The 25,722-nt window shown below is 71.9% G+C and carries 25 protein-coding genes and 1 pseudogene; 8 read left to right on the top strand and 18 right to left on the bottom strand.

Going from position 1 to position 25,722, the window contains the following annotated elements; translation table 11 throughout:
* Positions 1 to 22: 22 nt before the first annotated feature.
* On the bottom strand, positions 23 to 1,180 hold the full coding sequence (locus tag ASC82_RS10270; protein ID WP_056644415.1) for a serine hydrolase domain-containing protein: 1,158 nt from the start codon (positions 1,178 to 1,180) through the stop codon (positions 23 to 25).
* A 61-nt stretch (positions 1,181 to 1,241) separates the two neighbouring features.
* On the bottom strand, positions 1,242 to 1,691 hold the full coding sequence (locus ASC82_RS10265) for a DUF4267 domain-containing protein (protein ID WP_079039180.1): 450 nt from the start codon (positions 1,689 to 1,691) through the stop codon (positions 1,242 to 1,244).
* A gap of 128 nt (positions 1,692 to 1,819) precedes the next feature.
* Between ASC82_RS10265 and dnaN the strand changes: the two genes are divergently transcribed.
* A complete protein-coding gene (gene dnaN / locus ASC82_RS10260) occupies positions 1,820 to 2,923 on the top strand; it encodes a DNA polymerase III subunit beta (protein WP_056644412.1) in 1,104 nt (367 codons plus the stop codon).
* A gap of 4 nt (positions 2,924 to 2,927) precedes the next feature.
* On the opposite strand, the gene ASC82_RS10255 is transcribed toward dnaN, so the two are convergent.
* The 5 genes from ASC82_RS10255 to sigJ form a co-directional block, all read right to left on the bottom strand.
* On the bottom strand, positions 2,928 to 4,283 hold the full coding sequence (locus tag ASC82_RS10255) for a hypothetical protein (RefSeq protein WP_056644409.1): 1,356 nt from the start codon (positions 4,281 to 4,283) through the stop codon (positions 2,928 to 2,930).
* A 42-nt stretch (positions 4,284 to 4,325) separates the two neighbouring features.
* Positions 4,326 to 5,957 carry a citramalate synthase gene (gene cimA / locus ASC82_RS10250; RefSeq protein ID WP_056644406.1) on the bottom strand — a complete coding sequence of 544 codons (1,632 nt, stop codon included), beginning with the start codon at positions 5,955 to 5,957 and terminating at the stop codon, positions 4,326 to 4,328.
* A gap of 284 nt (positions 5,958 to 6,241) precedes the next feature.
* On the bottom strand, positions 6,242 to 7,576 hold the full coding sequence (locus tag ASC82_RS10245) for an MFS transporter (RefSeq protein ID WP_056644402.1): 1,335 nt from the start codon (positions 7,574 to 7,576) through the stop codon (positions 6,242 to 6,244).
* A 75-nt stretch (positions 7,577 to 7,651) separates the two neighbouring features.
* Positions 7,652 to 8,197 carry a TetR/AcrR family transcriptional regulator gene (locus ASC82_RS10240; RefSeq protein WP_242427633.1) on the bottom strand — a complete coding sequence of 182 codons (546 nt, stop codon included), beginning with the start codon at positions 8,195 to 8,197 and terminating at the stop codon, positions 7,652 to 7,654.
* A gap of 93 nt (positions 8,198 to 8,290) precedes the next feature.
* Positions 8,291 to 9,211, bottom strand: coding sequence for an RNA polymerase sigma factor SigJ (gene sigJ, locus ASC82_RS10235; RefSeq protein WP_056644396.1), 921 nt, complete (start codon positions 9,209 to 9,211; stop codon positions 8,291 to 8,293).
* A gap of 127 nt (positions 9,212 to 9,338) precedes the next feature.
* Between sigJ and ASC82_RS10230 the strand changes: the two genes are divergently transcribed.
* Together ASC82_RS10230 and ASC82_RS10225 are read left to right on the top strand one after the other, a co-directional pair.
* Positions 9,339 to 9,737 carry a hypothetical protein gene (locus ASC82_RS10230; RefSeq protein WP_056644392.1) on the top strand — a complete coding sequence of 133 codons (399 nt, stop codon included), beginning with the start codon at positions 9,339 to 9,341 and terminating at the stop codon, positions 9,735 to 9,737.
* 93 nt (positions 9,738 to 9,830) lie between these two features.
* Positions 9,831 to 10,262: a protein-tyrosine phosphatase family protein gene (locus ASC82_RS10225; protein WP_056644389.1), complete on the top strand. Its 432-nt coding sequence runs from the start codon at positions 9,831 to 9,833 to the stop codon at positions 10,260 to 10,262.
* A gap of 63 nt (positions 10,263 to 10,325) precedes the next feature.
* On the opposite strand, the gene ASC82_RS10220 is transcribed toward ASC82_RS10225, so the two are convergent.
* From ASC82_RS10220 to ureA, 4 genes and pseudogenes are all read right to left on the bottom strand, one after another.
* Positions 10,326 to 11,342 carry an agmatine deiminase family protein gene (locus ASC82_RS10220; protein WP_056644386.1) on the bottom strand — a complete coding sequence of 339 codons (1,017 nt, stop codon included), beginning with the start codon at positions 11,340 to 11,342 and terminating at the stop codon, positions 10,326 to 10,328.
* A gap of 18 nt (positions 11,343 to 11,360) precedes the next feature.
* Positions 11,361 to 12,242: pseudogene (locus ASC82_RS31025) on the bottom strand (urease subunit alpha); the annotation flags it as partial.
* A gap of 1 nt (position 12,243) precedes the next feature.
* Positions 12,244 to 13,143: urease subunit alpha (locus tag ASC82_RS31020; RefSeq protein ID WP_242427623.1), on the bottom strand; the 900-nt coding region annotated here is incomplete at its 3' end.
* Positions 13,143 to 13,862 carry an urease subunit gamma gene (gene ureA, locus ASC82_RS10210; protein WP_056644383.1) on the bottom strand — a complete coding sequence of 240 codons (720 nt, stop codon included), beginning with the start codon at positions 13,860 to 13,862 and terminating at the stop codon, positions 13,143 to 13,145. The genes ASC82_RS31020 and ureA, both read right to left, overlap by 1 nt.
* A 146-nt stretch (positions 13,863 to 14,008) precedes the next feature.
* On the opposite strand from ureA, the gene ASC82_RS10205 reads away from it, so the two are divergent.
* On the top strand, positions 14,009 to 15,430 hold the full coding sequence (locus ASC82_RS10205; RefSeq protein ID WP_056644380.1) for a cytosine permease: 1,422 nt from the start codon (positions 14,009 to 14,011) through the stop codon (positions 15,428 to 15,430).
* A 42-nt stretch (positions 15,431 to 15,472) separates the two neighbouring features.
* Here ASC82_RS10205 and ASC82_RS10200 read toward each other — a convergent pair whose 3' ends face one another.
* From ASC82_RS10200 to ASC82_RS10190, 4 genes are all read right to left on the bottom strand, one after another.
* The gene (locus tag ASC82_RS10200; protein WP_056644377.1) at positions 15,473 to 16,561 is read right to left on the bottom strand and encodes a branched-chain amino acid aminotransferase; all 1,089 of its coding nucleotides are present in this window, start codon (positions 16,559 to 16,561) and stop codon (positions 15,473 to 15,475) included.
* 259 nt (positions 16,562 to 16,820) lie between these two features.
* Positions 16,821 to 17,861: a 3-isopropylmalate dehydrogenase gene (locus ASC82_RS10195; RefSeq protein ID WP_056644374.1), complete on the bottom strand. Its 1,041-nt coding sequence runs from the start codon at positions 17,859 to 17,861 to the stop codon at positions 16,821 to 16,823.
* A gap of 80 nt (positions 17,862 to 17,941) precedes the next feature.
* Complete coding sequence (locus ASC82_RS31360) at positions 17,942 to 18,073, bottom strand: hypothetical protein (protein ID WP_260605541.1); 132 nt, start codon at positions 18,071 to 18,073, stop codon at positions 17,942 to 17,944.
* A 263-nt stretch (positions 18,074 to 18,336) separates the two neighbouring features.
* Positions 18,337 to 19,233, bottom strand: a complete 897-nt coding sequence (locus ASC82_RS10190; protein ID WP_056644370.1) for a LysR family transcriptional regulator — start codon at positions 19,231 to 19,233, stop codon at positions 18,337 to 18,339.
* Positions 19,234 to 19,334: 101 nt separating this feature from the next.
* On the opposite strand from ASC82_RS10190, the gene ASC82_RS10185 reads away from it, so the two are divergent.
* Genes ASC82_RS10185 through ASC82_RS10175 form a run of 3 tightly spaced genes read left to right on the top strand, consistent with a single transcriptional unit; the run spans position 19,335 to position 21,497 of the window.
* On the top strand, positions 19,335 to 20,336 hold the full coding sequence (locus tag ASC82_RS10185) for an NADP-dependent oxidoreductase (RefSeq protein ID WP_056644367.1): 1,002 nt from the start codon (positions 19,335 to 19,337) through the stop codon (positions 20,334 to 20,336).
* A gap of 55 nt (positions 20,337 to 20,391) precedes the next feature.
* Positions 20,392 to 20,733, top strand: a complete 342-nt coding sequence (locus ASC82_RS10180; protein ID WP_024756281.1) for a helix-turn-helix transcriptional regulator — start codon at positions 20,392 to 20,394, stop codon at positions 20,731 to 20,733.
* The gene (locus ASC82_RS10175) at positions 20,730 to 21,497 is read left to right on the top strand and encodes a hypothetical protein (protein ID WP_056644365.1); all 768 of its coding nucleotides are present in this window, start codon (positions 20,730 to 20,732) and stop codon (positions 21,495 to 21,497) included. Before ASC82_RS10180 ends, ASC82_RS10175 begins: the two co-directional genes overlap by 4 nt.
* Before the next feature lie 7 nt (positions 21,498 to 21,504).
* Here ASC82_RS10175 and ASC82_RS10170 read toward each other — a convergent pair whose 3' ends face one another.
* Complete coding sequence (locus tag ASC82_RS10170) at positions 21,505 to 22,041, bottom strand: GNAT family N-acetyltransferase (RefSeq protein WP_056644362.1); 537 nt, start codon at positions 22,039 to 22,041, stop codon at positions 21,505 to 21,507.
* 108 nt (positions 22,042 to 22,149) lie between these two features.
* On the opposite strand from ASC82_RS10170, the gene ASC82_RS10165 reads away from it, so the two are divergent.
* A complete protein-coding gene (locus tag ASC82_RS10165) occupies positions 22,150 to 23,031 on the top strand; it encodes an alpha/beta hydrolase (RefSeq protein WP_056644361.1) in 882 nt (293 codons plus the stop codon).
* A 79-nt stretch (positions 23,032 to 23,110) separates the two neighbouring features.
* Here ASC82_RS10165 and pruA read toward each other — a convergent pair whose 3' ends face one another.
* The gene (pruA, locus tag ASC82_RS10160) at positions 23,111 to 24,742 is read right to left on the bottom strand and encodes an L-glutamate gamma-semialdehyde dehydrogenase (RefSeq protein ID WP_056644359.1); all 1,632 of its coding nucleotides are present in this window, start codon (positions 24,740 to 24,742) and stop codon (positions 23,111 to 23,113) included.
* 33 nt (positions 24,743 to 24,775) lie between these two features.
* Entirely contained in the window at positions 24,776 to 25,702 is a 927-nt protein-coding gene (locus tag ASC82_RS10155) for a proline dehydrogenase family protein (protein WP_056644357.1), read from the bottom strand.
* Between the last annotated feature and the right edge of the window lie 20 nt (positions 25,703 to 25,722).

Below are 25,722 nucleotides of genomic sequence, written 5' to 3'. Positions count from 1 at the left end.
GGCGGGCGCGGGGGGCGGGCGGTCAGACCGCCTTCGCCGCCGCCTCGACGACGGCCGGGATCAGCCGGGCGTTCTCGGCGGCGCCCGGGCCCCCGGCGAAGGCGAAGCGGCGGCGCGCGTAGCTGTAGGCGAGGCCGGTCGCCGGGTCGGCGAAGGCCTGGGAGCCGGGGGCGCCGCTGTGGCCGACGGCGGCCGGGCTCAGGGACGGGTAGCGGGTGGCGAGCGGGACGAAGCCGAGCCCGAAGGCGTTCTCCTCCCCCGTGACCAGGTCCTTGCCCGCCGAGTGGATCCGGGCGACCTCGGCGAGGGTGTCGGGCGCGAGGAGCGGGGGACGGCCGTCGAGCTCGCCCGCGATCGCCGCGTACATCCGGGAGAGGCCGCGCGCGGAGCCGACGCCGCCGCCGGAGAGCGGCGCCCGCTCCCGTACAGCGCGGGAGTTGGCGTAGCCGACGATGTCGAAGGGCGGGTCGGCGTGGAAGTTGAACGCGATGGCCATGAGGCTGTCCGGGGCGATCGGGTTCTCCGCGAGCAGCGCCTGCTCGGCGGGGGTGGGCAGCATCGGGAGGGCCGTACGGAAGCGGGGCTCCAGCTCCTCGGGCAGGCCGAGGTGGTAGTCGATGCCGTACGGGGCCCGGACCCGCTCCTCGTACAGGTCCTGGACCGTCCGGCCGGTGGCCCGCAGGACCACCTCGCCGACCAGGGCGCCGATGACCGTGGCGTGGTAGCCGTGCCCGGTGTCCGGCTCCCAGAAGGGGCGCTGGCCCGCGAGGCGGGCGGCGATCAGCCGGTCGTCGGCGAGCTCCTCGGCCGAGAGGCCGCCGTCGGCGCCGATCACGCCGGAGCGGTGGGCGAGCAGCTGGCGGAGCGTGATCTCCCTCTTGCCCTCGGCGGCGAACTCGGGCCACCAGGAGGAGACTTCGCGGTCCAGGTCGAGGGCGCCCTCCTGGACGAGGAGGGCGGTGATCAGGGCCATGGCGCCCTTGGAGGAGGAGTAGAGCCCGAGCAGGGAGTCCCCGTCGACGCCGTCCCCGCCCCAGAGATCGACGACGAGCCGGCCGCGGTGGTGGACGGCGAGCTGCGCGCCGCCGTCCCGCGCCTCGTTCGCGGCGATCTCCGCGAACACCTCTCGTACGGACTCGAATCCGGGCTCCACCCTGCCGTGGACGCGGATGTCGCTCATCGTGCGCTCTCCCCCTGTGTGCCGCTGTCGTGATGCCTGCCGCCGCATGGAGCGGACGTGATCAGACCGTAGAACGGACGCGGGTGCGATTCCCTTCCCGGGCGGCCGTGTTGCCCGTCCCGGCCTCGTCCCGGGACGTCGCGAAGAGCAGGCCGGCCGTCAGGAGGACCACGACGCCGGTCGCCGCGTGGATGCCGAGCGCGGCCGCGTAACCGCCCCCGTGCGAGAGGACGGCGAGGCAGTCCCCGAAGGGGACGATCGCCATCAGCAGCATCACCCAGGCCAGCGGGCGGCGCTTGCCGAGGGCGAGCAGGGTCAGCACGATCGCGCCGTTGGCGAAGTCGCGGGCGGCCTTGACCCCGAAGTATCCGGCGGCGTCGCCCTCGGGCCAGGACGGGACGCCGAAGCCGGCGGCCGCGGCCTCGGGGGTGAACGTGAAGTTGAAGCCGAACCAGAGGCAGGCGAGACCGAGGAGCACGGCCAGGACGTTGGTGACGCGGTGCAGGTGCATGGTGATTCCCCCAGAGCTTCGATCTAGCATCGCTAGGACTGACAGCAACGCTAGACCTAGCATCGCCCTCTTGTCTAGCGATGCTAGAAAACACGTCGTTGTCAGTGGCGGCCTCTAGCGTCGGCCGCATGGAAATCCGTATCGACAGCGCCGTGTTGACCGAAGCCGTGGCCTGGGCCGCGCGCGTCCTGCCCGCCCGCTCCCCGATGCCCGTCCTCGGCGGACTGCTCCTGGAGGCGGCGGACGGCCGGCTGCGTGTCTCCGGCCTCGACCACGAGGCCTCGGCCCGCGTCGAGGTCGAGGCCGACACGACCTCCGGGGGCCGGGTGCTGGTCCTCGGCCGGCGACTGCTCGACATCTGCAAGGTGCTCCCCCGGGGGTACGCGGAGCTCGCCGTGGAGGACGCCCGCCTCTCGGTGACCTCCGGGGACGCCCGCTTCGGCCTCTCCCTGTTGCCGCTCGACGACTACCCGGCCGCGCCCGCGCTGCCCGAGGTGCGCGGCCTGGTCGACGGCGACGCCTTCGCCTCGGCGGTCGCCCAGGTAGCCGTCGCGGCGGGCCGGGACGGCTCCCTGCCGGTCCTCACCGGGATACGGCTCGCCCTGGACGGCACGGCCGTGACGCTGGCGGCCACCGACCGCTACCGGTACGCGGTCCGCACGCTGGAGTGGAAGCCCGAGGGCGGTGCCGACCCGGAGTCCGCCGACGTGGTCGTCCCGGCCCGCCGCCTCACCGAGATCGCCCGCTCCCTCGCGGGCGCCGGCCCGGCCCGCCTCGCGCTCGACTCCGGCTCGATCGGCTTCGAGAGCGGCGGCATGCGCACCACCACCCGGCTGCTCGAAGGCCGCCTCCCCCGCCACGACAAGCTCTTCGCCCTCGGCGACCACGCCCTGGCGGTCACCGAGCGGGCGCCGCTGACCGAGGCCGTCAAGCGGGTGGCGGTGGTCGCCGAGGGCGACAGCCCGGTCCAGCTGACCTTCACCGCCTCGGGAGTCCACCTCCAGGCGGGGTACGAGGACGACGTCGCCTCCCAGCACCTCCGGGGCTCCCTCGGCGGGACGGACTCCATGACGGTCGCCTTCAACCCGGGCTACCTTCTGGACGCGCTGACCTCCCTGGACACCCGGGAGGTCCGCTTCCACCTCCTCGGCCCGGGCCAGCGGGCCCTGCTCACCGACGCCGAGGACCCGGCCCACCGGCACCTGCTGATGTCGGTGAAGCCGCTGGTCTGAGCGGTCAGAACCCGCCGCCTCCGCCGTCGAATCCGCCGCCCCCGCCGAAGTCGCCGCCGCCGAAGCCGCCACCCGAGCCGAAGTCTCCGCCGGAGAAGTCCCCGCCCGAGAAGTCGCCGCCGCTGAAGTCGCCGCCGGAGAAGTCGCCGCCGCCGTACTCGGAGGCGTACGCGGGGGTGGAGAGCATCGAGCCGAGCATGGTGCCCATGAGGAGGCCAGGGAGGAGACCGCCGCCGAAGTAGCCGCCGGCCCAGGGGCCGTAGGCGGGGCCCGCCTCCCAGTAGGGGCGGCGGCCGGTGTCCGTGTCGACGGTCCGGGCGAGGGGGTCGAGGCCGTCGTCGAGGCGGGCCGCGTCGGCGGCGCAGACCGGGACCCGGCGTGCGGTGCTGCCCGCCGGCTTCCAGTCGCGGTCCTCGACGGAGGGCCCGTGGCGCGGGTCGAAGAAGCAGGGGGCGCGCCGCTCGGGCAGCGGGCGGGACTCGCGGCGGGCGGCGAGGAGCGCGAGGGAGAAGCGCCCGTCCTCCAGGGCCTCGGTGACCGGGCGGACGTCGTGCGGCCGGGTCGCGGAGCCCATGAGCGACTTGGCCTTGTCGTAGGAGTCGAGGGCGCGCTCGTAATCGCCGCGCTGGGCGTCGTCGGCGCCCGCCTCGGCGGGGTGGAAGTCGAGGCGTTCGAGCTCCTCGCCGAAGGCCGTGATGTCCTCGTCGACGACGACCCGCAGCTTGTCGAGGGCCTCCCGCTCCTCGGCCTCCTTGCGGAGCCGCTTGCGGCGGACGACGGTGTACGCGGCTCCGCCGCTCACGGCGACGACCGCGCCCAGGGTGACGAGTCCGGCGACGGGGACCCCGGAGTCCGTACCGACGGCGCCCCAGGACGAGGGGGCGGAGCCGCGGAGGGTGGGGAGGGCCTGGTCGGCGAAGTTGTTCAGCTGGGTGGCCGCGTCGACGCCGGGCTGGCGGACGGAGGTGACGAGGTTCTGCACGGCCTGCTGCGAGATGACGGAGGAGTCGGCCTTCGCGTCGAATCCGTCGCCGAGGCGGATCGCGTACAGGCCGGTGATGCCGGTCTGGGTGCGCAGGTTCTGGAAGAGGTCCTGCGGCGGGAACTCGGCGTTCGCCGGCAGGACGGCCACGAAGAGCGGCTTGTCCGCGTCCTTGATCTTCTGGGCGAGGGCGTCCGCGTCGGCCTTGGAGAGCTGGTCGGCGGCGCCCGGGTCGACGTACACCGGGCCCTGTTTCAGCGCTGCGGCCGCGTCGGATATCCCCGCGGCCCTGGCGCCCGCGGACGGGGCCAGGGCCAGGAGCAGCAGCAGTATCAGCCCGGCGAGGGCCGACCATCCGGTTATCGCCCTGGTCCTCATGCTCTGAAGCTACCCGAACCAGGCCAAACCGAACATAGGGGGCTACTCGGCGGGGTCGATCCCGGCCCGGAGCAGCCCGTACGTGAAGGCGTCCTCCAGGGCCTGCCAGGAGGCCGCGATGACGTTCTCGCCGACGCCGACCGTGGCCCACTCGCCGTTGCCGTCGCTGGTCGTGATCAGGACCCGGGTCGTGGACTCGGTGCCGTGGCGGCCCTCCAGGATGCGGACCTTGTAGTCGACCAGCTCGAACTTGGCGAGCTGCGGGTAGATCCGCTCGAGCGCGACCCGCATCGCGAGGTCGAGGGCGTTGACCGGGCCGTTGCCCTCGGCGGTGGCGACGATCCGCTCGCCCTTGGCCCAGAGCTTCACGGTGGCCTCGTTGGCGTGGGTGCCGTCGGGGCGGTCCTCGACGATCGCGCGCCAGGACTCCGTACGGAAGTAGCGCCGGGCCCGGCCCTCGGCCTCCTCGCGGAGCAGCAGCTCGAAGGAGGCGTCGGCGGCCTCGTACGTGTAGCCCTGGAGCTCGCGCTCCTTGACCCGCTCGACGACGCGGGCGACGAGCGCGCGGTCGTCGCCCAGGTCGACGCCGAGCTCCTTGCCCTTGAGCTCGATCGAGGCGCGGCCGGCCATGTCGGAGACGAGCATCCGCATGGTGTTGCCGACGAGCTCGGGGTCGATGTGCTGGTAGAGGTCGGGGTCGACCTTGATGGCGGAGGCGTGGAGCCCGGCCTTGTGCGCGAAGGCGGAGACGCCGACGTACGGCTGGTGCGTGGAGGGGGTGAGGTTGACGACCTCGGCGATGGCGTGGGAGATCCGGGTCATCTCGGCGAGCGCGCCCGCGGGGAGGACCGTCTTGCCGTACTTGAGCTCCAGGGCCGCGACGACGGGGAAGAGGTTGGCGTTGCCGACCCGCTCGCCGTAGCCGTTGGCGGTGCACTGCACGTGGGTGGCGCCCGCGTCGACGGCGGCGAGGGTGTTGGCGACGGCGCAGCCGGTGTCGTCCTGGGCGTGGATGCCGAGGCGGGCGCCGGTGTCGGCGAGGACGGTGGCGACGACGGCCTGGATCTGGGCGGGGAGCATGCCGCCGTTGGTGTCGCAGAGGATGACGACGTCGGCGCCGGCCTCGTGCGCGGCGCGGACCACGGCCTTGGCGTAGTCGGGGTTGGCCTTGTAGCCGTCGAAGAAGTGCTCGCAGTCGACGAAGACGCGGCGGCCCTGGGAGGTCAGGTAGGAGACGGTGTCGCGGACCATCTCCAGGTTCTCGTCGAGCGTGGTGCGCAGGGCCAGTTCGACGTGCCGGTCGTGCGACTTGGCGACGAGGGTGATCACCGGGGCGCCGGAGTCGAGCAGCGCCTTGACCTGCGGGTCCTCGGCGGCGTTGCCGCCGGCCCTGCGGGTGGCGCCGAAGGCCACGAGCTGCGCGTTCTTGAACGCGATCTCCTGGCGGGCGCGGGCGAAGAACTCCGTGTCGCGCGGATTGGCGCCGGGCCAGCCGCCCTCGATGAAGCCCACGCCGAAGTCGTCGAGGTGGCGCGCGATGGTCAGCTTGTCGGCGACGGTGAGGTTGATGCCCTCACGCTGCGCTCCGTCGCGCAGCGTCGTGTCGAAGACGTGGAAGCTGTCGTCGACATGGCGGTCGTCGAGGCGCGGGCTCTCGCCGTTCTCCGTGGTCATGACTGTGATGGCTCCTGTCGGATGTGGCTCCGGAAGGTCTGGATCCACTTGCCCCCATTCTCACGCGCTGTCCGCTTCCGGCATGGGTGGGGCCGGAAAACGAAAAAACCCCTCGCGGGTGCGAGAGGTCTGCGCGCGGGTCTGAGGCACGGTGTCCACTGCCGCGGGGGGTTGTGCCGCGGATTCAGTGGCCACTGCGGACCGGCGCGCCGCTGCCGATAATCATCGTGGTAGCAAGCACGCCGGAAGTCTGACACAGGTGGGGGGCCGCCGGGACGGCGGTCTCACGATACGGGCAGCTGATCTCGCTTCTGGCCGGGCAGGGTGCCGGGGCCGCCGGAGGCGCCGACCCGGCCCAGGTCGATGTCCCGGGTCTCCCGCATCGCGAGATAGACGACCAGGGAGACGGCCGCGCAGCCCGCCACGTACCAGGAGAAGCCGGATTCGATGCCCGCGTCCTTGAACCACAGCGCGACGTACTCGGCGGTCCCGCCGAAGAGCGCGTTGGCGATGGCGTACGGGAGGGCGACGCCGAGGGCACGGATGCCGGTCGGGAAGAGCTCGGCCTTCACGCAGGCGTTGATGGAGGTGTAGCCGGTGACGACGAGCAGCGCGAGCAGGGAGAGGCCGAGGGCCGGCCAGAAGGAGCCCGCGTGCTTCAGCATCGCCAGGATCGGCACGCTGAGGAGGGTGGAGCCGACCGCGAAGGTGATGAGGAGCGGGCGGCGGCCGATCCGGTCGGAGAGCCGGCCGGCGAGCGGCTGGAGGCAGGCGAAGACGATCAGGGCGCAGAAGGAGACGAGAGTCGCGGTCTGCTTGGGGAGTCCGGCGGAGTTGGAGAGGTACTTGGTGAGGTAGGTGGTGTACGTGTAGTAGGCCACGGTCCCGCCCATGGTGAGGGCGATGACGAGGAAGGCCTCGCGCTTGTGCGCCCAGAGCGCCTTGAGGGTGCCCTGCTCACCGGCGGCGACCCCGTCGCCCGCGCTCTCCTCGTACACCTCCGTCTCCAGCATCGTGCGCCGCAGGTAGAAGACGACGGCCGCGCCGAGGGCGCCGATGACGAAGGGGATGCGCCAGCCCCAGCTGTGCAGGGCCTCGCTGGACATCGTCTGCTGGAGGATGATCAGCAGGCCGAGGCCGAGGATCTGGCCGGCGGTCATCGACACGTACTGGAAGCTGGAGGCGAAGCCGCGGTGCTCCGGCGCCGAGGCCTCCGTGAGGTAGGTGGCGCTGGCGGCGTACTCGCCGCCGACGGAGAGGCCCTGGAGGAGGCGGGCGATCAGGAGGACGGCGGCGCCGCCGTAGCCGGCGACGGCGTAGGTGGGGGCCACGGCGATCAGGAGCGCCGAGGCGGACATCAGGGTGACGGTGAGGGTGAGCGCCGCCTTGCGGCCCTTGCGGTCGCCGACCCGGCCGAGGAGCCAGCCGCCGACGGGCCGCATGAAGAAGCCGACGGCGAAGATGCCGGCGGTGTTCATGAGTTTGGCGGTGTCGTTCCCCTCGGGGAAGAAGGATCCCGCGAAGTAGGTGGCGAAGCTCGCGTACACGAACCAGTCGAACCACTCGACCATGTTGCCGGCGGAGCCGACCCAGATCTTCTTCCAGTGCTCTCGTCCCATGGACCGGAACCGTGCCGGAGTTCCCGCCCGGGCAACAAGGCTGTAGCGCGCAACGATCCTGTGTACTTACGTGCGTTACGGTCGCGGCAGCAGGTCCTGCTCGATGAACTCCCGTACGTGGGCGAGAACTTGCTCCCGACCGGTGCCCGGGATCCCGACGGCCACATGCACACTGAAGCCGTCGAGCAAAGCCCTCGTACGGGTGGCGAACCGGTCCGGGTCGACCGCCCGGAACTCGCCCCGCGAGACCCCCTCGGCGAGGATCGCGACGAGGTCCCGGTGCCAGGCACCCTCGATGGCGGCCTGCCGGACGCGGGCGTCGTCGTCGGCGTTCTGCGAGCGGTTCCAGACCTCCAGCCACAGGGTCCAGTGCGGGTCGCGCGGCCCGCGGGGCACGTACACGTCGACGTACCCGTCGAGCCGCTCGCGCGCGGTCCCGGGCCGGGCGAGCAGCGCGCTCCGCGCGGAGCCGAGCCGCCCCTCGCTCCACTCCAGGGTCTGGAGCAGCAGCTCGTCCTTGGTGCGGAAGTAGTAGAGCAGGTGCCCGCTGCTCATCCCGACCTGCCGCCCGAGCCCGGCCATGGTGAGCCCGTCGAGCCCACGCTCGGCGATGGTGTCCATGGCCGCGGCGAGCACGTCCTCGCGGGGCGGGGCGGCCTGGTTGCGGCGGCGGGGAGAAGGGTCCGGGTTGCTGCTCTGACTCACCCGTATGTTCTACAGGATGGCCCTGCCGGGGCCGGTCGTCGCGGTCCACGCGCGGAGCTTCTCCGGGTTGCGGACCGCCCAGATGCGGGCGACGCGGTCGCCGTCGAACTCGAAGGCGGCCACGGTCACGGTCACGCCGGTGAACTGGGCGACGAGACCCGGCCTGCCGTTCACCGACCGCTCCAGGAGCCGCAGCCCCGGCGCCTTGTCGGCGATGTGGATCAGGTACGCGGCGATCTCCTCGGCGCCCACGACCGGGTGCAGGACGGTGCCCACCAGACCGCCGCCGTCGGCGACCATCGCGGCGTCGGGGTCGAGGAGACCGACGAGGGCCTCGATGTCCCTGGCCTCCCACGCCTCCTTGAAGTGCCGCACCAGACCGGCCTGCCCGGCCGACGGCGCCGCCGGGGTCCGCGCGGCGCTGACGCGACGGCGGGCCGAGGTCGCCAGCTGGCGGCAGGCCGCGGGCGTCCGGCCGATGATCTCGGCGATCTCCGCGAAGGGATAGCGGAAGACGTCGTGGAGGACGAACGCCACGCGCTCGGCCGGCGTCATCGACTCCAGCACGACGAGGAAGGCCATGCTCACCGACTCGTCCAGGGTGATCCGGTCCGCGGGGTCGTCCCCGCCGGCCCACTCCGCGCGGTCGGGAAGCGGCTCGGGGATCCAGGCGCCGACGTAGCTCTCGCGCCGGGCCCGCGCCGAGCCGAGCACGTCGAGGCAGATGCGCCCGGCCACGGTCGTCAGCCAGGCACCGGGCGCGGCGATGGCAGCCTGCTCCCGCGGCGACATCGCGTACCAGCGGGTGTACGTCTCCTGCACGGCGTCCTCGGCCTCGGCCAGCGAACCGAGCAACCGGTAGGCGAGATTGGTCAGATGGCGCCGCTCACCGACGACGACGCTCGTATCCACCCCGGGCTGTGTGCTCATGATGCCGACCGCTCCCCGCTTCTCCCCGTGACGCCCGACACCCCACCTCACATTTCGCGGGGCTGCGTCGTCGGACAGTCGAGAGAGTACCGATCCACCGCCGCGAGGCAGAAGAAGGGACCACATCATGGCCGTACAGACGACTCCGGCACCGGGCAGGATCACGTTCTCGCAGGTCGCGATCGCTCTGCAGACCCTGTCCCTCTTCTTCCAGTCGGTCACCGCCGGAATGCTGCTGTCCTCGTCCCACGGCTACCTGCTGCACGAGGTCGGATCGCGGGTGATGTACGGCGCGTCGATGCTGTACGTCCTCGCCGCGATCCTGGCGTGGCGACCGGGCGGGGGCTCCCCCCGCCCGATCCTCCACGCCACCGGCTTCCTCGTCCTCGCCTCGGCACAGGTGGCCCTCGGCGTCGCCCACGTGCCGACCTTCCACGTCCCCCTGGGCATCCTGATGTTCGCCCTGAGCGTCCTGGCCCTGGCCGGCACGGTGCGGACCGCACGCGGCGCCGCCCGATCCGACTGAGCGGCAGTCGGCGGTCACTGCCCCTCTGTACGTTCACGAGCTGCCCCGTACGTTCACGAGTTGCCCCGTGCCGACCGTCGATAGGGTGCCCGCATGGCTGAGAACTGGGGCTCGACCGACGGGATCGTGCGGTTTCCTTCAGGCGCCCTGGTGCGTGGCCGGGGTTTGCGCCACCCCCTGCCCTCAGGGCCGGTGCCGTCCTTCGCGGTCTATCTGCTGGGCAGGCAGCCTCCACCGACCGAGTGGGAAGCCCGATGGCTGCCGTGGCCTGACTTTCGGCTTCCCAAGGACCGCCGGCAAGCTCGGACGGTGTTGGAGGAGGCGCTGGCTCGGGCCCGGAACGAACGCGTGGAGATCGCGTGCGGAGGTGGGCGCGGGCGGACAGGAACGGCCCTGGCATGCATGGCCGTCCTGGACGGGGTTCCGGCGGACCAAGCCGTGGCGTTCGTCCGCCGGAACTACCACCACCGTGCCGTGGAGACCCCGTGGCAGCGACGCTTCGTACGACGCTTCGGCGACGCCTGACTCCCGCTCGCGTAGCTCCCGCGCGCAACCGCACCCGGAGCGCCCTGATCAGGGCGGCATCGCCTACACGCGCGGCTGCTGCTGCGTGATGCAGTGGATGCCGCCGCCGCCCGCGAAGATCGCCCGGGCGTCGACCAGGGTCACCGTGCGCTCCGGGAAGAGGCGGCGGAAGATCTCGGCGGCGAGTTCGTCGTGCGGGTCGTCGAAGGCGCAGAGGACGACGCCGTCGTTGCAGAGGTAGTGGTTGATGTAGGAGTAGTCGACCCAGTCGCCCTCCTCGTCCTTGAGGACGGTGGGGGCCGGGATCTCGACGACCTCCAGGGGGCGGCCCTGGGCGTCCGTCTGGCCGCGGAGGATGCTCACGTACATCCGGGAGCGCTCGTAGTCCGGGTGGGCCGGGTCCTGCTGGCTGTGGACGAGGACGGTGCCGGGGCGGGCGAAGGCGGCGACGATGTCGACGTGGCCCTGGGTGCCGTAGAGGCCGTAGTCGCCGCTGAGGCCGTGCGGGAGCCAGATGGCCTTGGTGGTGCCGAGCTTGGCGTGGATCTCGGCCTCGACCTGGGCGCGGGTCCACTCCGGGTTGCGGCCCGAGCCGAGCTGGACGGTGTCGGTCAGGAGGACCGTGCCCTCGCCGTCGACGTGGATCGCGCCGCCCTCGTTGACGAGGGGGGAGGACAGGACGGGGACGCCCGCCGCGTCCGCGACATGGCGGGCGATCTTGGAGTCGTGCTCCCAGCGGGCCCAGTCCTGGCCGCCCCAGCCGTTGAAAACCCAGTCCACGGCCGCCAGTTCGGTGCCGTTCGTGACGAAGGTCGGGCCGATGTCCCGCATCCAGGCGTCGTCGAGGTCGCGCTCGACCAGCTCGACGTCCTCGCCGAGGAGGGCGCGCGCGGACTCCGTGTCGCCGGGGGCGACGACCATCGTCACCGGCTCGTGGCGGCGTACGGCCCGGGCGACGGAGGCCCAGGCGGCGCGCGCCTCGGCGAGCTCCTCCTCGTTGGTGAAGGTGGGGTTGGGGCTGGGCCAGGCCATCCAGGTGCGCTCGTGCGGCATCCACTCGGCGGGCATGCGGAAGGTCATCAGAGGTCCTAAGGAAGGTCAGAGGAAGTAGAGGCGGTTGAGGGAGACGGACTCGGCCGCCTCGGAGCGGATCGGCGAGCCGTCGAGCGAGACGAGGCCGGTGTGGCCGTCGACCTGCACGTCTCCGGTGCGGGAGTTGAAGACCAGGTCCGCGGGGCCGATGCCGCGGGTGCCGCGCACGGCGACGCGGCGGCGGCGGGTCGGCAGCGCGTCGGAGCCGAGGTCGACGGCGGCCCGCGCCACGAAGGCGACGGAGAGGTCGGCGGCCGTGGCGCCGTGACCGCCGAACAGCGGTCCGAGGACGAGCGGTTCGCAGGTGTCCGTGGCGGCGTTCGGATCGCCCACGACCCCCCACGCGGGGAAGCCGGACTTCAGCACCATCTGCGGCTTGGCTCCGAAGAACTCCGGCCGCCACAGCACGATGTCGGCCAGCTTGCCGACCTCGATCGAGCCGATCTCGTGGGCGAGGCCGTGGGCGATCGCCGGGTTGATGGTGAGCTTGGCGAGGTAGCGGAGGACGCGGGCGTTGTCGTCGTGCGCGCCGTCGCCCTCCAGCGGGCCCAGCTCGGCCTTCATCTTCCCGGCCATGGCGAAGGTCCGGCGTACGGTCTCGCCGGCCCTTCCCATCCCCTGCGCGTCGGAGGAGGTGATGCCGATCGCGCCGAGGTCGTGCAGGACGTCCTCCGCGCCCATCGTCCCGGCCCGGATCCGGTCGCGCGCCATGGCGGCGTCGCCCGGGAGGTCGGTCTTCAGGTCGTGGACGGAGACGATCATCCCGTAGTGCTCGGCGACCGCGTCGCGGCCGAAGGGCAGGGTGGGGTTGGTGGAGGAGCCGATGACGTTCGGCACGCCCGCCATCTTCAGGACGTTGGGTACGTGCCCGCCGCCACAGCCCTCGATNGCCGAAGGGCAGGGTGGGGTTGGTGGAGGAGCCGATGACGTTCGGCACGCCCGCCATCTTCAGGACGTTGGGTACGTGCCCGCCGCCACAGCCCTCGATGTGGAAGGCGTGGATGGTGCGGCCGTCCAGGACCCGGAGGGTGTCCTCCACCGACAGGCACTCGTTGAGGCCGTCGCTGTGCAGGGCGACCTGCACGTCGTGCTCCTCGGCGACGCGCAGGGCGGTGTCGAGGGCCCGGGTGTGGGCGCCCATGTCCTCGTGCACCTTGAAGCCGGACGCCCCGCCCTCCGCCAGGGCCTCCACCAGCGGCGCCGGATCCGAGGACGAACCCCGTCCCAGGAAGCCGATGTTGACCGGCCAGGCGTCGAAGGCGTTGAAGGCGTGGCGCAGCGCCCAGGGCGAGTTGACGCCGACGCCCCAGACCGGGCCGAACTCCTGGCCGATGATCGTGGTGACGCCGCTCGCGAGCGAGGCCTCCATGATCCGCGGGGACAGGAGGTGGACGTGGGTGTCGACGGCTCCGGCGGTGGCGATGAGGCCCTCGCCGGAGACGATCGAGGTGCCGGTGCCGACGACGACGTCGACGCCGTCGAGGGTGTCGGGGTTGCCGGCCCGTCCGATGGCGTGGATCCGGCCCTCGCGGATGCCGATGGACACCTTGCGGATGCCCTGGACGGCGTCGATGACGAGGACGTTGCTGATGACGACGTCGCAGGTCTCGCGGACGGCCGCGGCCTTGAGGTGGAGGCCGTCGCGGGCGGTCTTGCCGAAGCCGGCGAGGAACTCGTCGCCCTGCTTCTGGGAGTCGGACTCGACGCGGACGACGAGCCCGGAGTCGCCCAGGACGACGCGGTCGCCGGCGCGGGGGCCGTGCACGGAGGCGTACTCGTACGGGTCCATCAGTTCTCGTCTCCGCTCTCGACTCCGAGGTAGCCGCAGGCCGCCGCGCGCCGCAGGGCCTCTTCCTTCGCGCCGGGCGCGTCCAGCGGTCCGTCGACCAGGCCGGCGAAGCCGATGGCGACGCGCGCGCCGCCGATCGGCACGAGGCCGACCTCGGCCGCGCCGCCCGGGTCGAAGCGGAAGGACGCGCCGGCCGGGATGGCGAGGCGCATGCCGTAGGCGGCGGCGCGGTCGAAGTCGAGGCGCGGGTTGGCCTCGAAGAAGTGGAAGTGGGAGGTGACGCTGACGGGCACGGTCGCCGTGTTCCTTACGGGGATCGTGACCGCGGGCGCGGGCTCCGGGTGCTCGGGGCCGGGCAGCAGGGCGCCCGGCGCCTCGGCGCCCAGCCGTCCTCCCCCTGCTTCGCGGGGGGACCCCCAGCCGATCGGGTCGGAGACGACCGCGAGGCGGGAGCCGTCGTCGAAGACGGCCTCGACGTGGACCTCGGTGACCACGTCGGCGACGCCGGGGAGGACGTCGTCGGGGCCGAGGACGGCACGCGCCTCGGCGATCGCCTCGGCGAGTCGCTTGCCGTCGCGGGCCGCCTCGCAGACCGTGTCCGCGATGAGCGCGGTCGCCTCGGGGACATTGAGCCGCAGGCCCCGGGCCCGGCGGGCACGGGCGAGCTCGGCGGCGCCGAAGAGCAGCAGCCGGTCGCGTTCCGTGGGGGTCAGTCGCACGTCCGAAACACCTCCTGTTTGAGCGACACTCTAAATGTTGAGACCCCGCGTGCCAAGCATTGACGTGGCCGACAGCGATAGGTCACATTGAGCGCCACTCTAAATCTGCGAGCCACCCTCGCCCCGCTCCCCTCCCAGGAGTCCTCATGCCGATAGAACAGCGCGGAGTCGACACCATCCCCGAGGCCGAACGCACCAGTGGCCCCCGCGATCTCGTCTCGATCCTGCTCGGCTCCAACCTCTGTCTGGGGGTGATCGTCTTCGGCTGGCTCCCGGTCTCCTTCGGCCTCGGCCTCTGGGCCTCGGTCACCTCGGTCGTCGCCGGCACCGTCGTCGGCGTCGCGGTCACCGCCCCGCTGGCGCTCGTGTCGCTCCGTACGGCGACCAACCTCTCCACCTCCTCCGGCGCCTTCTTCGGCGTCCGCGGCCGGCTCGTCGGCTCGGTGGTCGGACTGCTCCTCTCGCTCGGCTACACCGCGCTGACGCTGTGGATCGGCGGGGACGTCATGGTGGGGACGCTGGCCCGGCTGGTCGGCCTGCCCACCGGCGGCGCCTCGCACGCCGTCGTCTACGCGCTGCTCGCCGCGGGCACGGTGGTCGCCGCGGTCTACGGCTACCGGCTGCTGCTCAAGCTGAGCAAGGCGCTCGCCGTCGGCATGACCGTGCTCCTCGCGGTCGGCCTGGTCGCGTACGCCGGGGACTTCACGACGGCCGCCGTACCGGAGACCCCGTACCTCCTCGGCTCGTTCTGGCCGACCTGGCTGCTCGCCGCGGTCGCCGCCGGACTCAGCGGGCCCGTCGCCTTCATCACCCTGCTCGGCGACTACACGCGGTACGTCTCGCCCGCGCGGCACAGCGCGAAGAAGGTCTGGCGCGCGACCTGTCTCGGCCTGCTCGTCGGCCTGCTGGTCCCCCAGCTCTTCGGTACGTACACGGCCCTCGCGGCCCGCGGGGCCCTCGACTACGCGGGGCCGCTCGTCGCCGCCTCCCCCGCCTGGTACCTGGTGCCGCTGCTGCTCGCCGCCACGGCCGGCTCCGTCGGCAACGCCGGGCTGATGCTGTACTCGATGGGGCTCGACCTCGACGCGATCCTGCCCCGGGCCACCCGGGCGCGCGCCACGCTCGTCGTCGCGGCGGTGGCGACGGCCTTCGTCTTCCTGGGCCACTTCGCCTCGGACGCCCAGACGGCGATGACCTCGTTCGTCCTGCTGCTCACCGCGATCGGCACCCCGTGGGCCGTGATCACCCTGATCGGGCACGCGCGCTGCGGAGGTTCGTACGACCCGGAGGCGCTCCAGGTCTACAACCGCCGCTCGCGCGGCGGGATCTACTGGTTCTCGGCGGGCTGGCACCCGCGCGCCACCGCCTCCTGGGCGATCGGCGCGGCGGTCGGCCTGGCCGGGGTGTCGACGCCGCTCTACGAGGGGCCGCTGCTCGCCCTGACGGGCGGGATCGACTGCAGCTTCGTGCTGTCGGGGGTGGTGGGCGGCGCGCTGTACGCCGTCCTGACGCCGAACAGGGCTTCCGGGACCGTGACGGCCCCGGAAGCCCTGGCGGCGACGGAGTAGGAGCTGCTACCGGAAGCCTTGCGGCAAACGGAGTAGGAGCTGCTAGCCGAGTTCGTGCATCCAGCCGTGGACGTCGTCGGCCTTGCCGGTCTGGACGGCGAGCAGCGCGTCGCGCAGCTTCATCGTGACCTCTCCGGGCTCGCCGCCCGACTGCTGCCACTCGCCCCGCTCGGACTTGACGGTGCCGACCGGGGTGATGACGGCGGCGGTGCCGCAGGCGAAGACCTCGGTCAGGGTGCCGTTCGCGGTGTCGGCCTGCCACTGGTCGATGGAGACGCGGCCCTCCTCCGGCTCCAGACCGAGGTCCGCCGCCAGCTTCAGCAGCGAGTCACGGGTGATGCCGGCGAGGAGCGAACCGGTGAGGGTGGGGGTGACGAGCTTGTTCCCGTACACGAAGTACAGGTTCATGCCGCCGAGCTCCTCGACCCACTTGTGCTCCACGGCGTCGAGGTAGGCGACCTGGTCGCAGCCCTGGGCCGCCGCCTCGGCCTGCGCGAGCAGGGAGGCCGCGTAGTTGCCGCCGGTCTTGGCGTCGCCGACGCCGCCGGGGACGGCGCGGACGCGGTTCTCGGAGAGCCAGATGGAGACGGGCTTCACGCCACCGGGGAAGTACGGGCCGGCCGGGGAGGCGATGACGACGAAGAGGTACTCGTTGGCCGGGCGGACGCCCAGGCCGACCTCGGTCGCGATCATGAACGGGCGCAGGTAGAGCGAGGCCTCGCCGCCGTGCGCCGGGACCCACTGCTTGTCCTGCCGGACGAGCAGGTCGCAGGCCTCGACGAAGGTCTCGACGGGCAGCTCCGGCATGGCCAGACGGCGGGCGGAGGCCTGGAAACGGCGGGCGTTGGCGTCGGGCCGGAAGCTGGCGACCGAGCCGTCGGGGCGGCGGTAGGCCTTGAGGCCCTCGAAGATCTCCTGCGCGTAGTGCAGGACGTTCGTCGCCGGGTCCAGGTGCAGGGGGCCGTACGGCACGAGCTGACCGTCGTGCCAGCCGCGGCCCTCGGTCCACCGGATCGTGACCATGTGGTCGGTGAAGTGGCGGCCGAATCCGGGGTTGGCCAGGATCGCCTCGCGCTCCGCGTCGGACAGCGGGCTGGAGGAGGGCTTGAGCTCGATCGTGGGCGTCGTCATGAGTGCGTGTCCTTCACCGTTTGTGTGTGTAGGACCGCGCTCACGCCTCCGTCACCGGCTTTCGCCCATGACTACGTGGACGTCCGAGCATGCCCGCATGCCGCGGCCCCACGTTCGATTATCGCTCGCGGGGACCGGTGCGTGAAACGGGTGAACGCGGTCCAGGGTTCGATGGTGGCACCCTTCGGCCGCACAGGTACAGCCGCCGGGTGCAGGTGCGACCCGGCGGCTGCTGTCAGATGTCAGTCGGCTGCGCGGGTCAGCTCGCTACTCGCGCGGCGAGCGCGTCGCCGATCTCGGCCGTCGTACGGACGGCGGTGCCCCGCTCGGTGAGGTCGGCCGCGACGGCCTCCTCCACCCGGACGGCCTCGGTCTCGTAGCCGAGGTGGCGCAGCAGGAGGGCGACGGAGAGGACGGTGGCCGTGGGGTCGGCCTTGCCCTGACCCGCGATGTCCGGCGCGGAGCCGTGGACCGGCTCGAACATGGACGGGAATTCACCGCTCGGGTTGATGTTGCCCGAGGCGGCGACGCCGATGCCGCCGGAGACGGCCGCGGCGAGGTCGGTGATGATGTCGCCGAAGAGGTTGTCCGTGACGATGACGTCGAAGCGGGCCGGGTCGGTGACGAGGAAGATCGTCGCGGCGTCGACGTGCAGGTAGTCGGTGGTGACCTCGGGGAACTCCGCGGCGACCTTGGTGAAGATGTTCGTCCAGAGGTGGCCGGCGAACGTCAGCACGTTGTTCTTGTGGACCAGCGTCAGCTTCTTGCGCGGACGGGCCTGGGCGCGGGCGAAGGCGTCCCGGACGACACGCTCGACACCGAAGGCGGTGTTGACCGAGACCTCCGTGGCGACCTCGTGCGGGGTGCCCTTGCGGATGGTGCCGCCGTTGCCGGTGTACGGGCCCTCGGTGCCCTCGCGGACCACGACGAAGTCGATCTCGGGCTGCCCGGCGAGCGGGGTGGCGACGCCGGGGAGCAGCTTCGAGGGACGCAGGTTCACGTGGTGGTCGAAGGCGAAGCGGAGCTTCAGGAGGAAGCCGCGCTCCAGGACGCCGGACGGCACCGACGGGTCGCCGATGGCGCCGAGCAGGATGGCGTCGTGCTTCTTGAGGGAGTCGAGATCGGCGTCGGTGAGGGTCTCACCGGTGGCGTGGTAGCGCTTCGCGCCGAAGTCGTACTCCTCGGTCTCCAGCTTCACGTCCTGGGGAAGGACGGCCGAGAGGATCTTGAGGCCCTCGGCCACGACCTCCTGGCCGATGCCGTCGCCGGGAATGACTGCGAGATTGATGCTGTGAGACATGTCGGCACCCTACTCTTCGTCCCATCGTCTGACACGTTCCGTCCATCATGTGGACGAAGCGCCATCCGGGTGAAGGTGTGTCAGTGGCCGGTGGAGCCGCCGTTGTCACGGCGGTCGAGGGCGCGCTGGAGGGCGGCGGCGGCGTTCTGGCGGGCCTCGTCGTTGGAACGGCCGGCGGAGTGGCGGACGCGGCGGGTGGTCTGAGTGGCCATGAGGGATCGACTCCTTGAGATCAGTGATGATCCGAAAGTGCGGAGATCAGTGGTGATCGAAGGTGCCGGCAGGGGCGGGGAGCGCCGCCGCAGGGGTTGCCTGCACAGGGGCGTCGCGCTCTCGACCGCCATTCGCTGATGTAGCGAGACGTTCGGCTTCTACAAAGCTAGGGCAGGGCGCCGCATCTGTCTCCACAATTACTCGGACTTCCTACTATCTGAGACGGCGCGGGACTCAGGGTCCTCCCGGCGTCGCCCGAGGGTCACCCCGCGACGGCCCGAAGCTCCCTGATGAGCGCCCGCACGGCGAGGGTGGAGGCCAGCTCGGGGGTGGTGACGTAGCCCACCGAGCGCGTCGGGCGCTCCGGTCCGAGATCGGTGATCTCGACGGAGGGCGGTGCTCCGACCAGGGAGAGTTCCGGCATCACGGCCATCCCGTAACCGGTGCTCACCATCGAGAGCACCGCTCCGTCGTCCTCGGCCTGTACGGTCGCCGGCGGCAGCCACTCCTGCCCGGCCCACCATTCCCGGGTGTACGAGGTGCAGTTCTCCGTCCAGTCGACCAGCGGCAGCGAGCGCGGCGCCGGGTGCCCGGCCGGGTGCACCAGCGCGTACCCCTCCTCCACCAGGACACCGCCGACCAGCTCCGGCGGCACGGGCGAGGTGGTCCCGATGGTCGCGATCCCCAGGTCCGCCCGCCCGTCGAGGACTTCACCGGCCGTCCCGCGCCCGACCTCCCGCACGATCCGCACCTCGGGCACGATCTCCGGGTGCCGCGCCGTCAGCCGCCCCAGGGCGCGCGGCAGCAGATGCAGCGCCGCACTGCGGAAGGCCGCGATCCGCAGCGGCCCTGCGAGGGTGACCGGCCCGTCGCCCGCACCGCCGGCCCGTCCCGCGCCGCGCACCTCCGCGGCCATCACGTCGAGCAGCCGGAGCACCCGCCGGGCGTGCGCGAGGGCCCGCTCGCCCGCCGCCGTCGGCGTGGCGCCGGTCCGTCCCCGGTCGAAGAGGACCGCGCCCAGCTTGCGTTCGGTGGTGCGCACCGAGTGCGAGACGGCGGACTGCGTCATGCCGAGGGCGACGGCGGCGGCGGAGAAGCCGCGCTCCTGGCCGACGGCAAGCAGGACGCGCAGTTCGCGCGGGGCGAGGTCGTCGGTCATCGGGGCTCCCACCTGCCTGCATGAGCGGCATTCATGGATCGGCCGCGGCCATCGACGCTACCCCCTGCCCGGGCCGTGCGCCCCCTCCTACCGTCATCTCCATGCCTACCGACGCCATGATCACCGTCCAGCAGACCGCCCGCCCCACCGGTTTCCCCACCCCCGACCTGTTCTCCTTCGTCGAGTCCCCCGTCCCGGCGCCGGAGCCCGGCACCGCCCTCGTCGAGAACCTCCAGTGGTCCGTCGACCCGTACCACCGCGAGGCGATGGACTCGGACGAGCTGTGGACCCTGAACTCCCCGATGGAGGGCCGGACCCTGGGTCGCGTGCTCGACTCCCGCGACCCGGCCCTGCGCCCCGGCGACCTCGTCCTGCACCGCAAGGGCTGGCGCACCCACGCCCTGGTCTCGAAGGACGAGACGCGCCCGGTCCCGGACTTCGAGGGCGTCCCGCTCGCCGCGCACCTGAGCCTGCTCGGCGGTACGGGCCTGTCGGCCTACGTGGGCCTGACCCGGATCGCGCGGCTCCAGCCCGGCGAGGACCTCTTCGTGTCCGCGGCGGCGGGCGGGGTGGGCACGGCGGCGGGCCGGCTCGCCCGGCTGCTCGGCGCGGGGCGGCTCGTCGGCAGCGCGGGGTCGGCGCGCAAGGTGGCGTACCTGACGGAGGAGGTGGGCTTCGACGCGGCCTTCGACTACCACGACGGGCCGGTCGCGGAGCTGCTCGCGAAGGCGGCGCCGGAGGGTCTCGACGCGGTCCTGGACGGGGTGGGCGGGGAGCATCTGGAGGCCGCGATCGACGCGCTGCGTCCGCACGGCCGGATCGCCTGGGTCGGCGCGGTGGGCCAGTACCACTCGCTCTCCGCTCCCCCGCCGGCCCCGCGCAACCTCTTCGACGTGGTCGGCAAGAGCATCCGGCTCGAAGGCTTCCTCGTACGCGACCACATGGACGCCCTGGAGGAGCTGTACGACCTCGCCGTCCCGCACCTGCGCAGCGGGGCGCTGCCGCTGGACGTGACGGTGGTGGAGGGGTTCGGGCACATCGTGGACGCGTTCCTGGGGATGCTGCGCGGCGAGAACCTCGGAAAGATGCTGGTCGCGGCCTGACTTCGGCATCTCTATCTAGTTTGCATTCCTATCTAGCTGGTGCTCCAATACACCTATGGCCGCAGACCGCAGATCCAGCTGGCTCAAGGGCGTCCTCGACCTGCTCGTCCTCTCCCGACTGACCGACGGCGAGAGCTACGGGTACGAGATCGCCAAGGCGCTCGCCGAGGCGGGACTCGGCGAGATCAAGGGCGGGACGCTCTATCCCGTACTGAACCGCCTGGAGGAAGCCGGTCTGGTGGAGGCCGAGTTCCGCGCCGCCGAGCGCGGGCCGGGCCGCCGCTACTACCGGCTCACCGAGCGGGGGCGCGAGCACCTCGCCGCCGAGAGCCGCGACTGGCTGCGCTTCCACCGCGCCGTCGAGACCACGCTGCACCCAGGGGGAAGAACGACATGAGCACGAACAAGGACTCCGACCGGTACTTCTCGGAGCTGACCGACGCCCTGCGCGCCGCGCGCGTGCCCGACGAGCAGATCACCGCCACCGTCGAGGACCTGCGCGGCCACCTCGCCGAGACCGGGGCGCGCCCGGAGGAGGAGTTCGGCCCGGCCGCCGGCTTCGCGGCGCAGCTCGGCGGGGTCGTCCCGCTGCCCGCCGAGCCGGACGAGCGGGCGGAGAACTGGACCTGGACGGCCGACATCTTCAACGACCGCCGCATGCTCGCCGTCCACGGCGACCAGGGCTGGGAGGTGGAGTCCCTGGACTCGCTCGGCCGGTTCGTCTGCCGCCGTTCCGCGCGGGCGACGCTGCGGTGGGAGTACCGCCGCGAGGTCATCGCCGGCCGGCGCCGCGCGAAGGTGCTTGGCGAGCTGGAGCCGGAGGGCTGGGAGCTGTGCGGCGAGTGGCTGGTGTACGGCTACTTCAAGCGGCCCCGCGCGGCGACGGCGGGCCCCGCGGGCGCCCTGGAGATCCCGCCGGCCACCCCGCTCCGTCAACTGTTCCTGAGCCGCCGCGGCAAGGTGGCCCTCGCGGTGTGGCTCGTCCTGGTCGGCGGCGCGATGGCGGCGTGCTTCATCGGGACGCTCGGCATGGGCGGGCTCGCGATCACGATCGCCCTCGCCTCCATGTTCTCCGCCCTGTTCACCTCTCAGCTGGAGACGGCCAGGGGGCGCGTGGAGAAGGCCAAGGAGCGCGCGGAGCAGAGCCCGCCGGCTCCCTGACGCGGCTTCACACCACGTCCCCGTCACGCCAGTCGAAGACGAGCGGGTCGGCGGCCCCGGGCAGGACACGCCCCGCCGCCGCCCGCAGGAAGACGGACCCCTCCTCGTCCGCAAGCCGGACGGTCCCCTCGGGGGCGAGGACCTCGATCCGCCCCTTCCAGACCCGCCATCCGCGGGCCCGGTAGAGCGCGGCCCCTTCGTCGGAGGCGCTGAGCGCCCCGAAGGCGTACGCGCCGTCGATCACCCGCTCCAGGCCGTCCATCACGGCCCCGCCGAGCCCCCGCCGCCTGAGATCGCCCCGGACGGCGACCCCTTCGACGTACCCGACGCGGTACGAACGCCCCCGGTGGAGCACGCGCCGCATGACGACGGCGCCGTGGGCGGCGATGCCCGCCCCGTCCTCGATCCAGGCGTGGACGCCGCCGAGGGTGTGGTCCCAGTCCTCGTCGGCGAAGTCGCCGTCGAAGGCGGTGTCGAGCATCTCGCGTACGGAGCGGAGCCGGGCGGCCCCGAGTTCATGGGTGGGCGCGATCCTCACGGTCATGCACTCACCCTCCCACGACGATCTAACCCCTCTCGCGCCATTGACAGGTTACTCCTGCCCTGATTGAGTCATCCCATAACCAGTCACTCACACATAAGGGGTTAGAAGATGTCCGTGCTGCCGACCCACCACCGCACCGCCACCGTCCGCGGCCACGAGATCTCCTACCGCGAGGCGGGCCCGGCCGACGCCCCCGTCCTGCTCCTGCTGCACGGCTTCCCCACCAGCTCGCGCATGTTCCGCGACCTGATCCCGCTCCTCGCGGACCGCTACCGCCTGATCGCCCCCGACCACCTGGGCTTCGGCCGCAGCGACGCCCCCTCCGCCGCCGACTTCGCCTACACCTTCGCCGAACTGGCCGCGCTCACCGCCGAGTTCACCGAGACCCTGGGCCTGGAGCGGTACGCCCTCTACATCCAGGACTACGGCTCCCCCATCGGCCTGCGCCTCGCCCTCGCCCACCCCGAGCGCGTCACCGCGATCATCAGCCAGAACGGCAACGCGTACGACGAGGGCCTCGGCGCCGAGGCCTGGGCCCCGGTCCTCGCCCTGATCGAGAACCGCACCCCCGAGACGGAGGAGCCGGTCCGCGGCATCCGCTCCCTCGACGGCATCCGCTGGCAGTACGAGACCGGCGTCCCCGCCGAGTTCCGCGACCTCCTCGACCCGGACTCCTGGCACCACGACGCCGCCCTGATGGCCCGCGAGGGCCAGGACGAGATCCAGCTCGGCCTGATCGCCGACTACGGCTCCAACTTCGCCCTCTACCCCGCCTTCCAGGAGTACTTCCGCACCTCCCGGGTCCCGCTGCTCGCGGTCTGGGGCGAGGGCGACCAGGTCTTCGTCCCGGCGGGCGCCGAGGCCTTCCGCCGCGACCTCCCGGACGCCGAGATCCACCTCCTCCCCACGGGCCACTTCGCCCTGGAGACCCACGCGCCGCAGATCGCCGAGCTGATCGGCGACTTCCTGAAGCGGCGGACCGGGGAATGAGAACCGCCCCCGTCCTCAGTTGGGGGACCGAGGAGGGGGGCGGTGATCAGGGGCGGGCCTCAGGGAGGCCCGAAGGGCGTCAGCCCATGTGGGGGTAGCCGTACTCGGTCGGCGGAACCAGCGTCTCCTTGATGGCGCGGGTCAGCGTCCAGCGCATCAGGTTCTGCGGGGCGCCGGCCTTGTCGTTCGTGCCCGAGGCACGGCCGCCGCCGAAGGGCTGCTGGCCGACGACGGCGCCGGTCGACTTGTCGTTGATGTAGAAGTTGCCCGCGGCGAAGCGGAGCTTCTCCATCGTGTACGCGGCGGCCGCGCGGTCGCCGGAGATGACCGAGCCGGTGAGGGCGTAGTCCGAGACCGACTCCATCTGGGTCAGCATCTCGTCGTACTTCTCGTCCTCGTACACGTGGATCGCGAGGATCGGACCGAAGTACTCGGCCTTGAAGACCTCGTTCTCCGGGTCGGTGCAGGCAATGACGGTCGGACGGACGAAGTAGCCCACCGAGTCGTCGTAGGTGCCACCGGCGATGATCGTGCAGGTCGGGTCGGCCGCGGCACGGTCGATCGCCGCCTTGTTCTTGGCGAACGAGCGCTCGTCGATGACGGCGCCGATGAAGTTCGACAGGTCGGTGACGTCACCCATGGTGATGCCGTCGACCTCGGCCGCGAACTCCTCCTTGAAGCCGTCGTTCCAGATGGAGGCCGGGACGTACGCACGCGAGGACGCGGAGCACTTCTGGCCCTGGAACTCGAAGGAGCCACGGGTCAGCGCGGTCTTCAGGATGGCGCGGTCGGCGCTGGGGTGCGCGACGACGAAGTCCTTGCCGCCGGTCTCGCCGACGATCCGCGGGTACGAGCGGTACTTCTCGATGTTGGTGCCGACCGTCTTCCACAGGTGCTGGAAGGTCTTGGTCGAGCCGGTGAAGTGGATGCCGGCCAGGTCGGGGTGGTTCAGGGCCACCTCGGAGACGGCGATGCCGTCGCCGGTCACCAGGTTGATGACGCCCTTCGGCAGGCCGGCCTCCTCCAGGAGCTCCATGAGGAGCACGGCGGAGTGCGTCTGCGTCGGGGACGGCTTCCAGACCACCACGTTGCCCATGAGGGCGGGGGCGGTGGGCAGGTTGCCCGCGATGGCCGTGAAGTTGAACGGCGTGATCGCGTAGACGAAGCCCTCGAGCGGGCGGTGGTCCAGACGGTTCCACACACCCGGGGAGTTCGCCGGCGGCTGCTCGGCCAGGATCTGGCGGGCGTACGCGACGTTGAAGCGCCAGAAGTCGACGAGCTCGCACGGGGTGTCGATCTCGGCCTGCTGGGCGGTCTTCGACTGGCCGAGCATGGTGGACGCGGCCAGCGTCTCGCGCCACGGGCCGGCGAGCAGCTCGGCGGCGCGCAGGATGATCGCGGCACGGTCGTCGAAGGCCATCGCGCGCCAGGCCGGGGCCGCGGCCAGGGCGGCGTCGACCGCGTCCTGGGCGTCCTGCGTGGTGGCGCCGCGGAAGGTGCCGATGACGGCCTTGTGGTTGTGCGGCTGGACGACCTTGAACTCCTCGCCGCCGCCGAGGCGCTTCACGCCGCCGATGGTCATCGGCAGCTCGCGCGGGTTCTCGGCCAGCTCCTTGAGCTTGACCTCGAGACGGGCGCGCTCGGGCGAGCCGGGGGCGTAGCTGTGCACCGGCTCGTTGACCGGAGCGGGGACCTGGGTGACAGCGTCCATGAGTCGCATTACTCCTTGTGAGAGGTGGGGGGCTCAGCCCTTGGTGAGGATGGAGCGGACGAAGAAGAGCAGGTTGGCCGGCTTCTCCGCGAGACGGCGCATGAAGTAGCCGTACCAGTCGGTGCCGTAGGCGGTGTACACGCGCATGCGGTGGCCCTCGGCGGCGAGACGGTTCTGCTCCTCGCTGCGGATGCCGTACAGCATCTGGAACTCGTACTCGTCCAGCTTGCGCCCGGCGCGGCGGGCCAGCTCCTGGCCGATGGAGATCAGGCGCGGGTCGTGGGAGCCGATCATCGGGTAGCCCTCGCCGTCCATCAGGATCTTCATGATCCGGACGTACGCCTTGTCGATCTCGGGCTTGTCCTGGATGGCGACGGAGGCGGGCTCCTTGTAGGCGCCCTTCACGATCCGGACGCGGGAGCCGTTCTCCGCGAGGCGGCGGGCGTCGTCCTCGGTGCGGAAGAGGTAGGCCTGGATGACGCAGCCGGTCTGCGGGAAGCTCTTCCGGAGCTCCTCGTGGATGGCGAACATCGAGTCGAGGGTGGTGTGGTCCTCGGCGTCCAGGGTGACGGTGGTGCCGATCTCGGCGGCGGCCTCGACGACGGGGCGGACGTTCGCGAGAGCGAGCTCGTGGCCGTTCTCCAGCGACTGGCCGAACATCGACAGCTTCACGGACATCTCGGCGCGGGCGCCGAGGCCCAGCTCCTTGAGGCGGCCGATGAGCTCCAGGTAGGCGTCCCGGGCGGCGTAGGACTGCTCGACGGTGGTGATGTCCTCACCGACGACGTCGAGGGTGACCTCCAGGCCGCGGTCGCTCAGCTCCTGGACGATCGGGACGACGTCGCCGACCGACTCACCGGCTATGAAGCGGGCGACGACCTGCTTGGTCCCGGGGGCGGCCGACACGAGACGGCGCATCTTGTCGCTGCGCGACGCGGCGAGAATCACGGGACCCAGCACGGGGCACCTCCAGAAGGACA

Source organism: Streptomyces sp. Root431 (assembly GCF_001426585.1).
GTDB lineage: Bacteria > Actinomycetota > Actinomycetes > Streptomycetales > Streptomycetaceae > Streptomyces > Streptomyces stackebrandtii.
Note: the sequence above shows the minus strand (reverse complement) of the source record. Positions and strands in the feature narration are given on the sequence as shown.

What these genes read in the sequence shown, in the direction of transcription:
- ASC82_RS10270 (WP_056644415.1), bottom strand. Translation starts at nt 1,180, where the DNA reads ATGAGCGACATCCGCGTCCACGGCAGGGTGGAGCCCGGATTCGAGTCC.
- ASC82_RS10265 (WP_079039180.1), bottom strand. Translation starts at nt 1,691, where the DNA reads ATGCACCTGCACCGCGTCACCAACGTCCTGGCCGTGCTCCTCGGTCTC.
- dnaN (WP_056644412.1), top strand. Translation starts at nt 1,820, where the DNA reads ATGGAAATCCGTATCGACAGCGCCGTGTTGACCGAAGCCGTGGCCTGG.
- ASC82_RS10255 (WP_056644409.1), bottom strand. Translation starts at nt 4,283, where the DNA reads ATGAGGACCAGGGCGATAACCGGATGGTCGGCCCTCGCCGGGCTGATA.
- cimA (WP_056644406.1), bottom strand. Translation starts at nt 5,957, where the DNA reads ATGACCACGGAGAACGGCGAGAGCCCGCGCCTCGACGACCGCCATGTC.
- ASC82_RS10245 (WP_056644402.1), bottom strand. Translation starts at nt 7,576, where the DNA reads ATGGGACGAGAGCACTGGAAGAAGATCTGGGTCGGCTCCGCCGGCAAC.
- ASC82_RS10240 (WP_242427633.1), bottom strand. Translation starts at nt 8,197, where the DNA reads ATGGACACCATCGCCGAGCGTGGGCTCGACGGGCTCACCATGGCCGGG.
- sigJ (WP_056644396.1), bottom strand. Translation starts at nt 9,211, where the DNA reads ATGAGCACACAGCCCGGGGTGGATACGAGCGTCGTCGTCGGTGAGCGG.
- ASC82_RS10230 (WP_056644392.1), top strand. Translation starts at nt 9,339, where the DNA reads ATGGCCGTACAGACGACTCCGGCACCGGGCAGGATCACGTTCTCGCAG.
- ASC82_RS10225 (WP_056644389.1), top strand. Translation starts at nt 9,831, where the DNA reads ATGGCTGAGAACTGGGGCTCGACCGACGGGATCGTGCGGTTTCCTTCA.
- ASC82_RS10220 (WP_056644386.1), bottom strand. Translation starts at nt 11,342, where the DNA reads ATGACCTTCCGCATGCCCGCCGAGTGGATGCCGCACGAGCGCACCTGG.
- ASC82_RS10205 (WP_056644380.1), top strand. Translation starts at nt 14,009, where the DNA reads ATGCCGATAGAACAGCGCGGAGTCGACACCATCCCCGAGGCCGAACGC.
- ASC82_RS10200 (WP_056644377.1), bottom strand. Translation starts at nt 16,561, where the DNA reads ATGACGACGCCCACGATCGAGCTCAAGCCCTCCTCCAGCCCGCTGTCC.
- ASC82_RS10195 (WP_056644374.1), bottom strand. Translation starts at nt 17,861, where the DNA reads ATGTCTCACAGCATCAATCTCGCAGTCATTCCCGGCGACGGCATCGGC.
- ASC82_RS31360 (WP_260605541.1), bottom strand. Translation starts at nt 18,073, where the DNA reads ATGGCCACTCAGACCACCCGCCGCGTCCGCCACTCCGCCGGCCGTTCC.
- ASC82_RS10190 (WP_056644370.1), bottom strand. Translation starts at nt 19,233, where the DNA reads ATGACCGACGACCTCGCCCCGCGCGAACTGCGCGTCCTGCTTGCCGTC.
- ASC82_RS10185 (WP_056644367.1), top strand. Translation starts at nt 19,335, where the DNA reads ATGCCTACCGACGCCATGATCACCGTCCAGCAGACCGCCCGCCCCACC.
- ASC82_RS10180 (WP_024756281.1), top strand. Translation starts at nt 20,392, where the DNA reads ATGGCCGCAGACCGCAGATCCAGCTGGCTCAAGGGCGTCCTCGACCTG.
- ASC82_RS10175 (WP_056644365.1), top strand. Translation starts at nt 20,730, where the DNA reads ATGAGCACGAACAAGGACTCCGACCGGTACTTCTCGGAGCTGACCGAC.
- ASC82_RS10170 (WP_056644362.1), bottom strand. Translation starts at nt 22,041, where the DNA reads ATGACCGTGAGGATCGCGCCCACCCATGAACTCGGGGCCGCCCGGCTC.
- ASC82_RS10165 (WP_056644361.1), top strand. Translation starts at nt 22,150, where the DNA reads ATGTCCGTGCTGCCGACCCACCACCGCACCGCCACCGTCCGCGGCCAC.
- pruA (WP_056644359.1), bottom strand. Translation starts at nt 24,742, where the DNA reads ATGGACGCTGTCACCCAGGTCCCCGCTCCGGTCAACGAGCCGGTGCAC.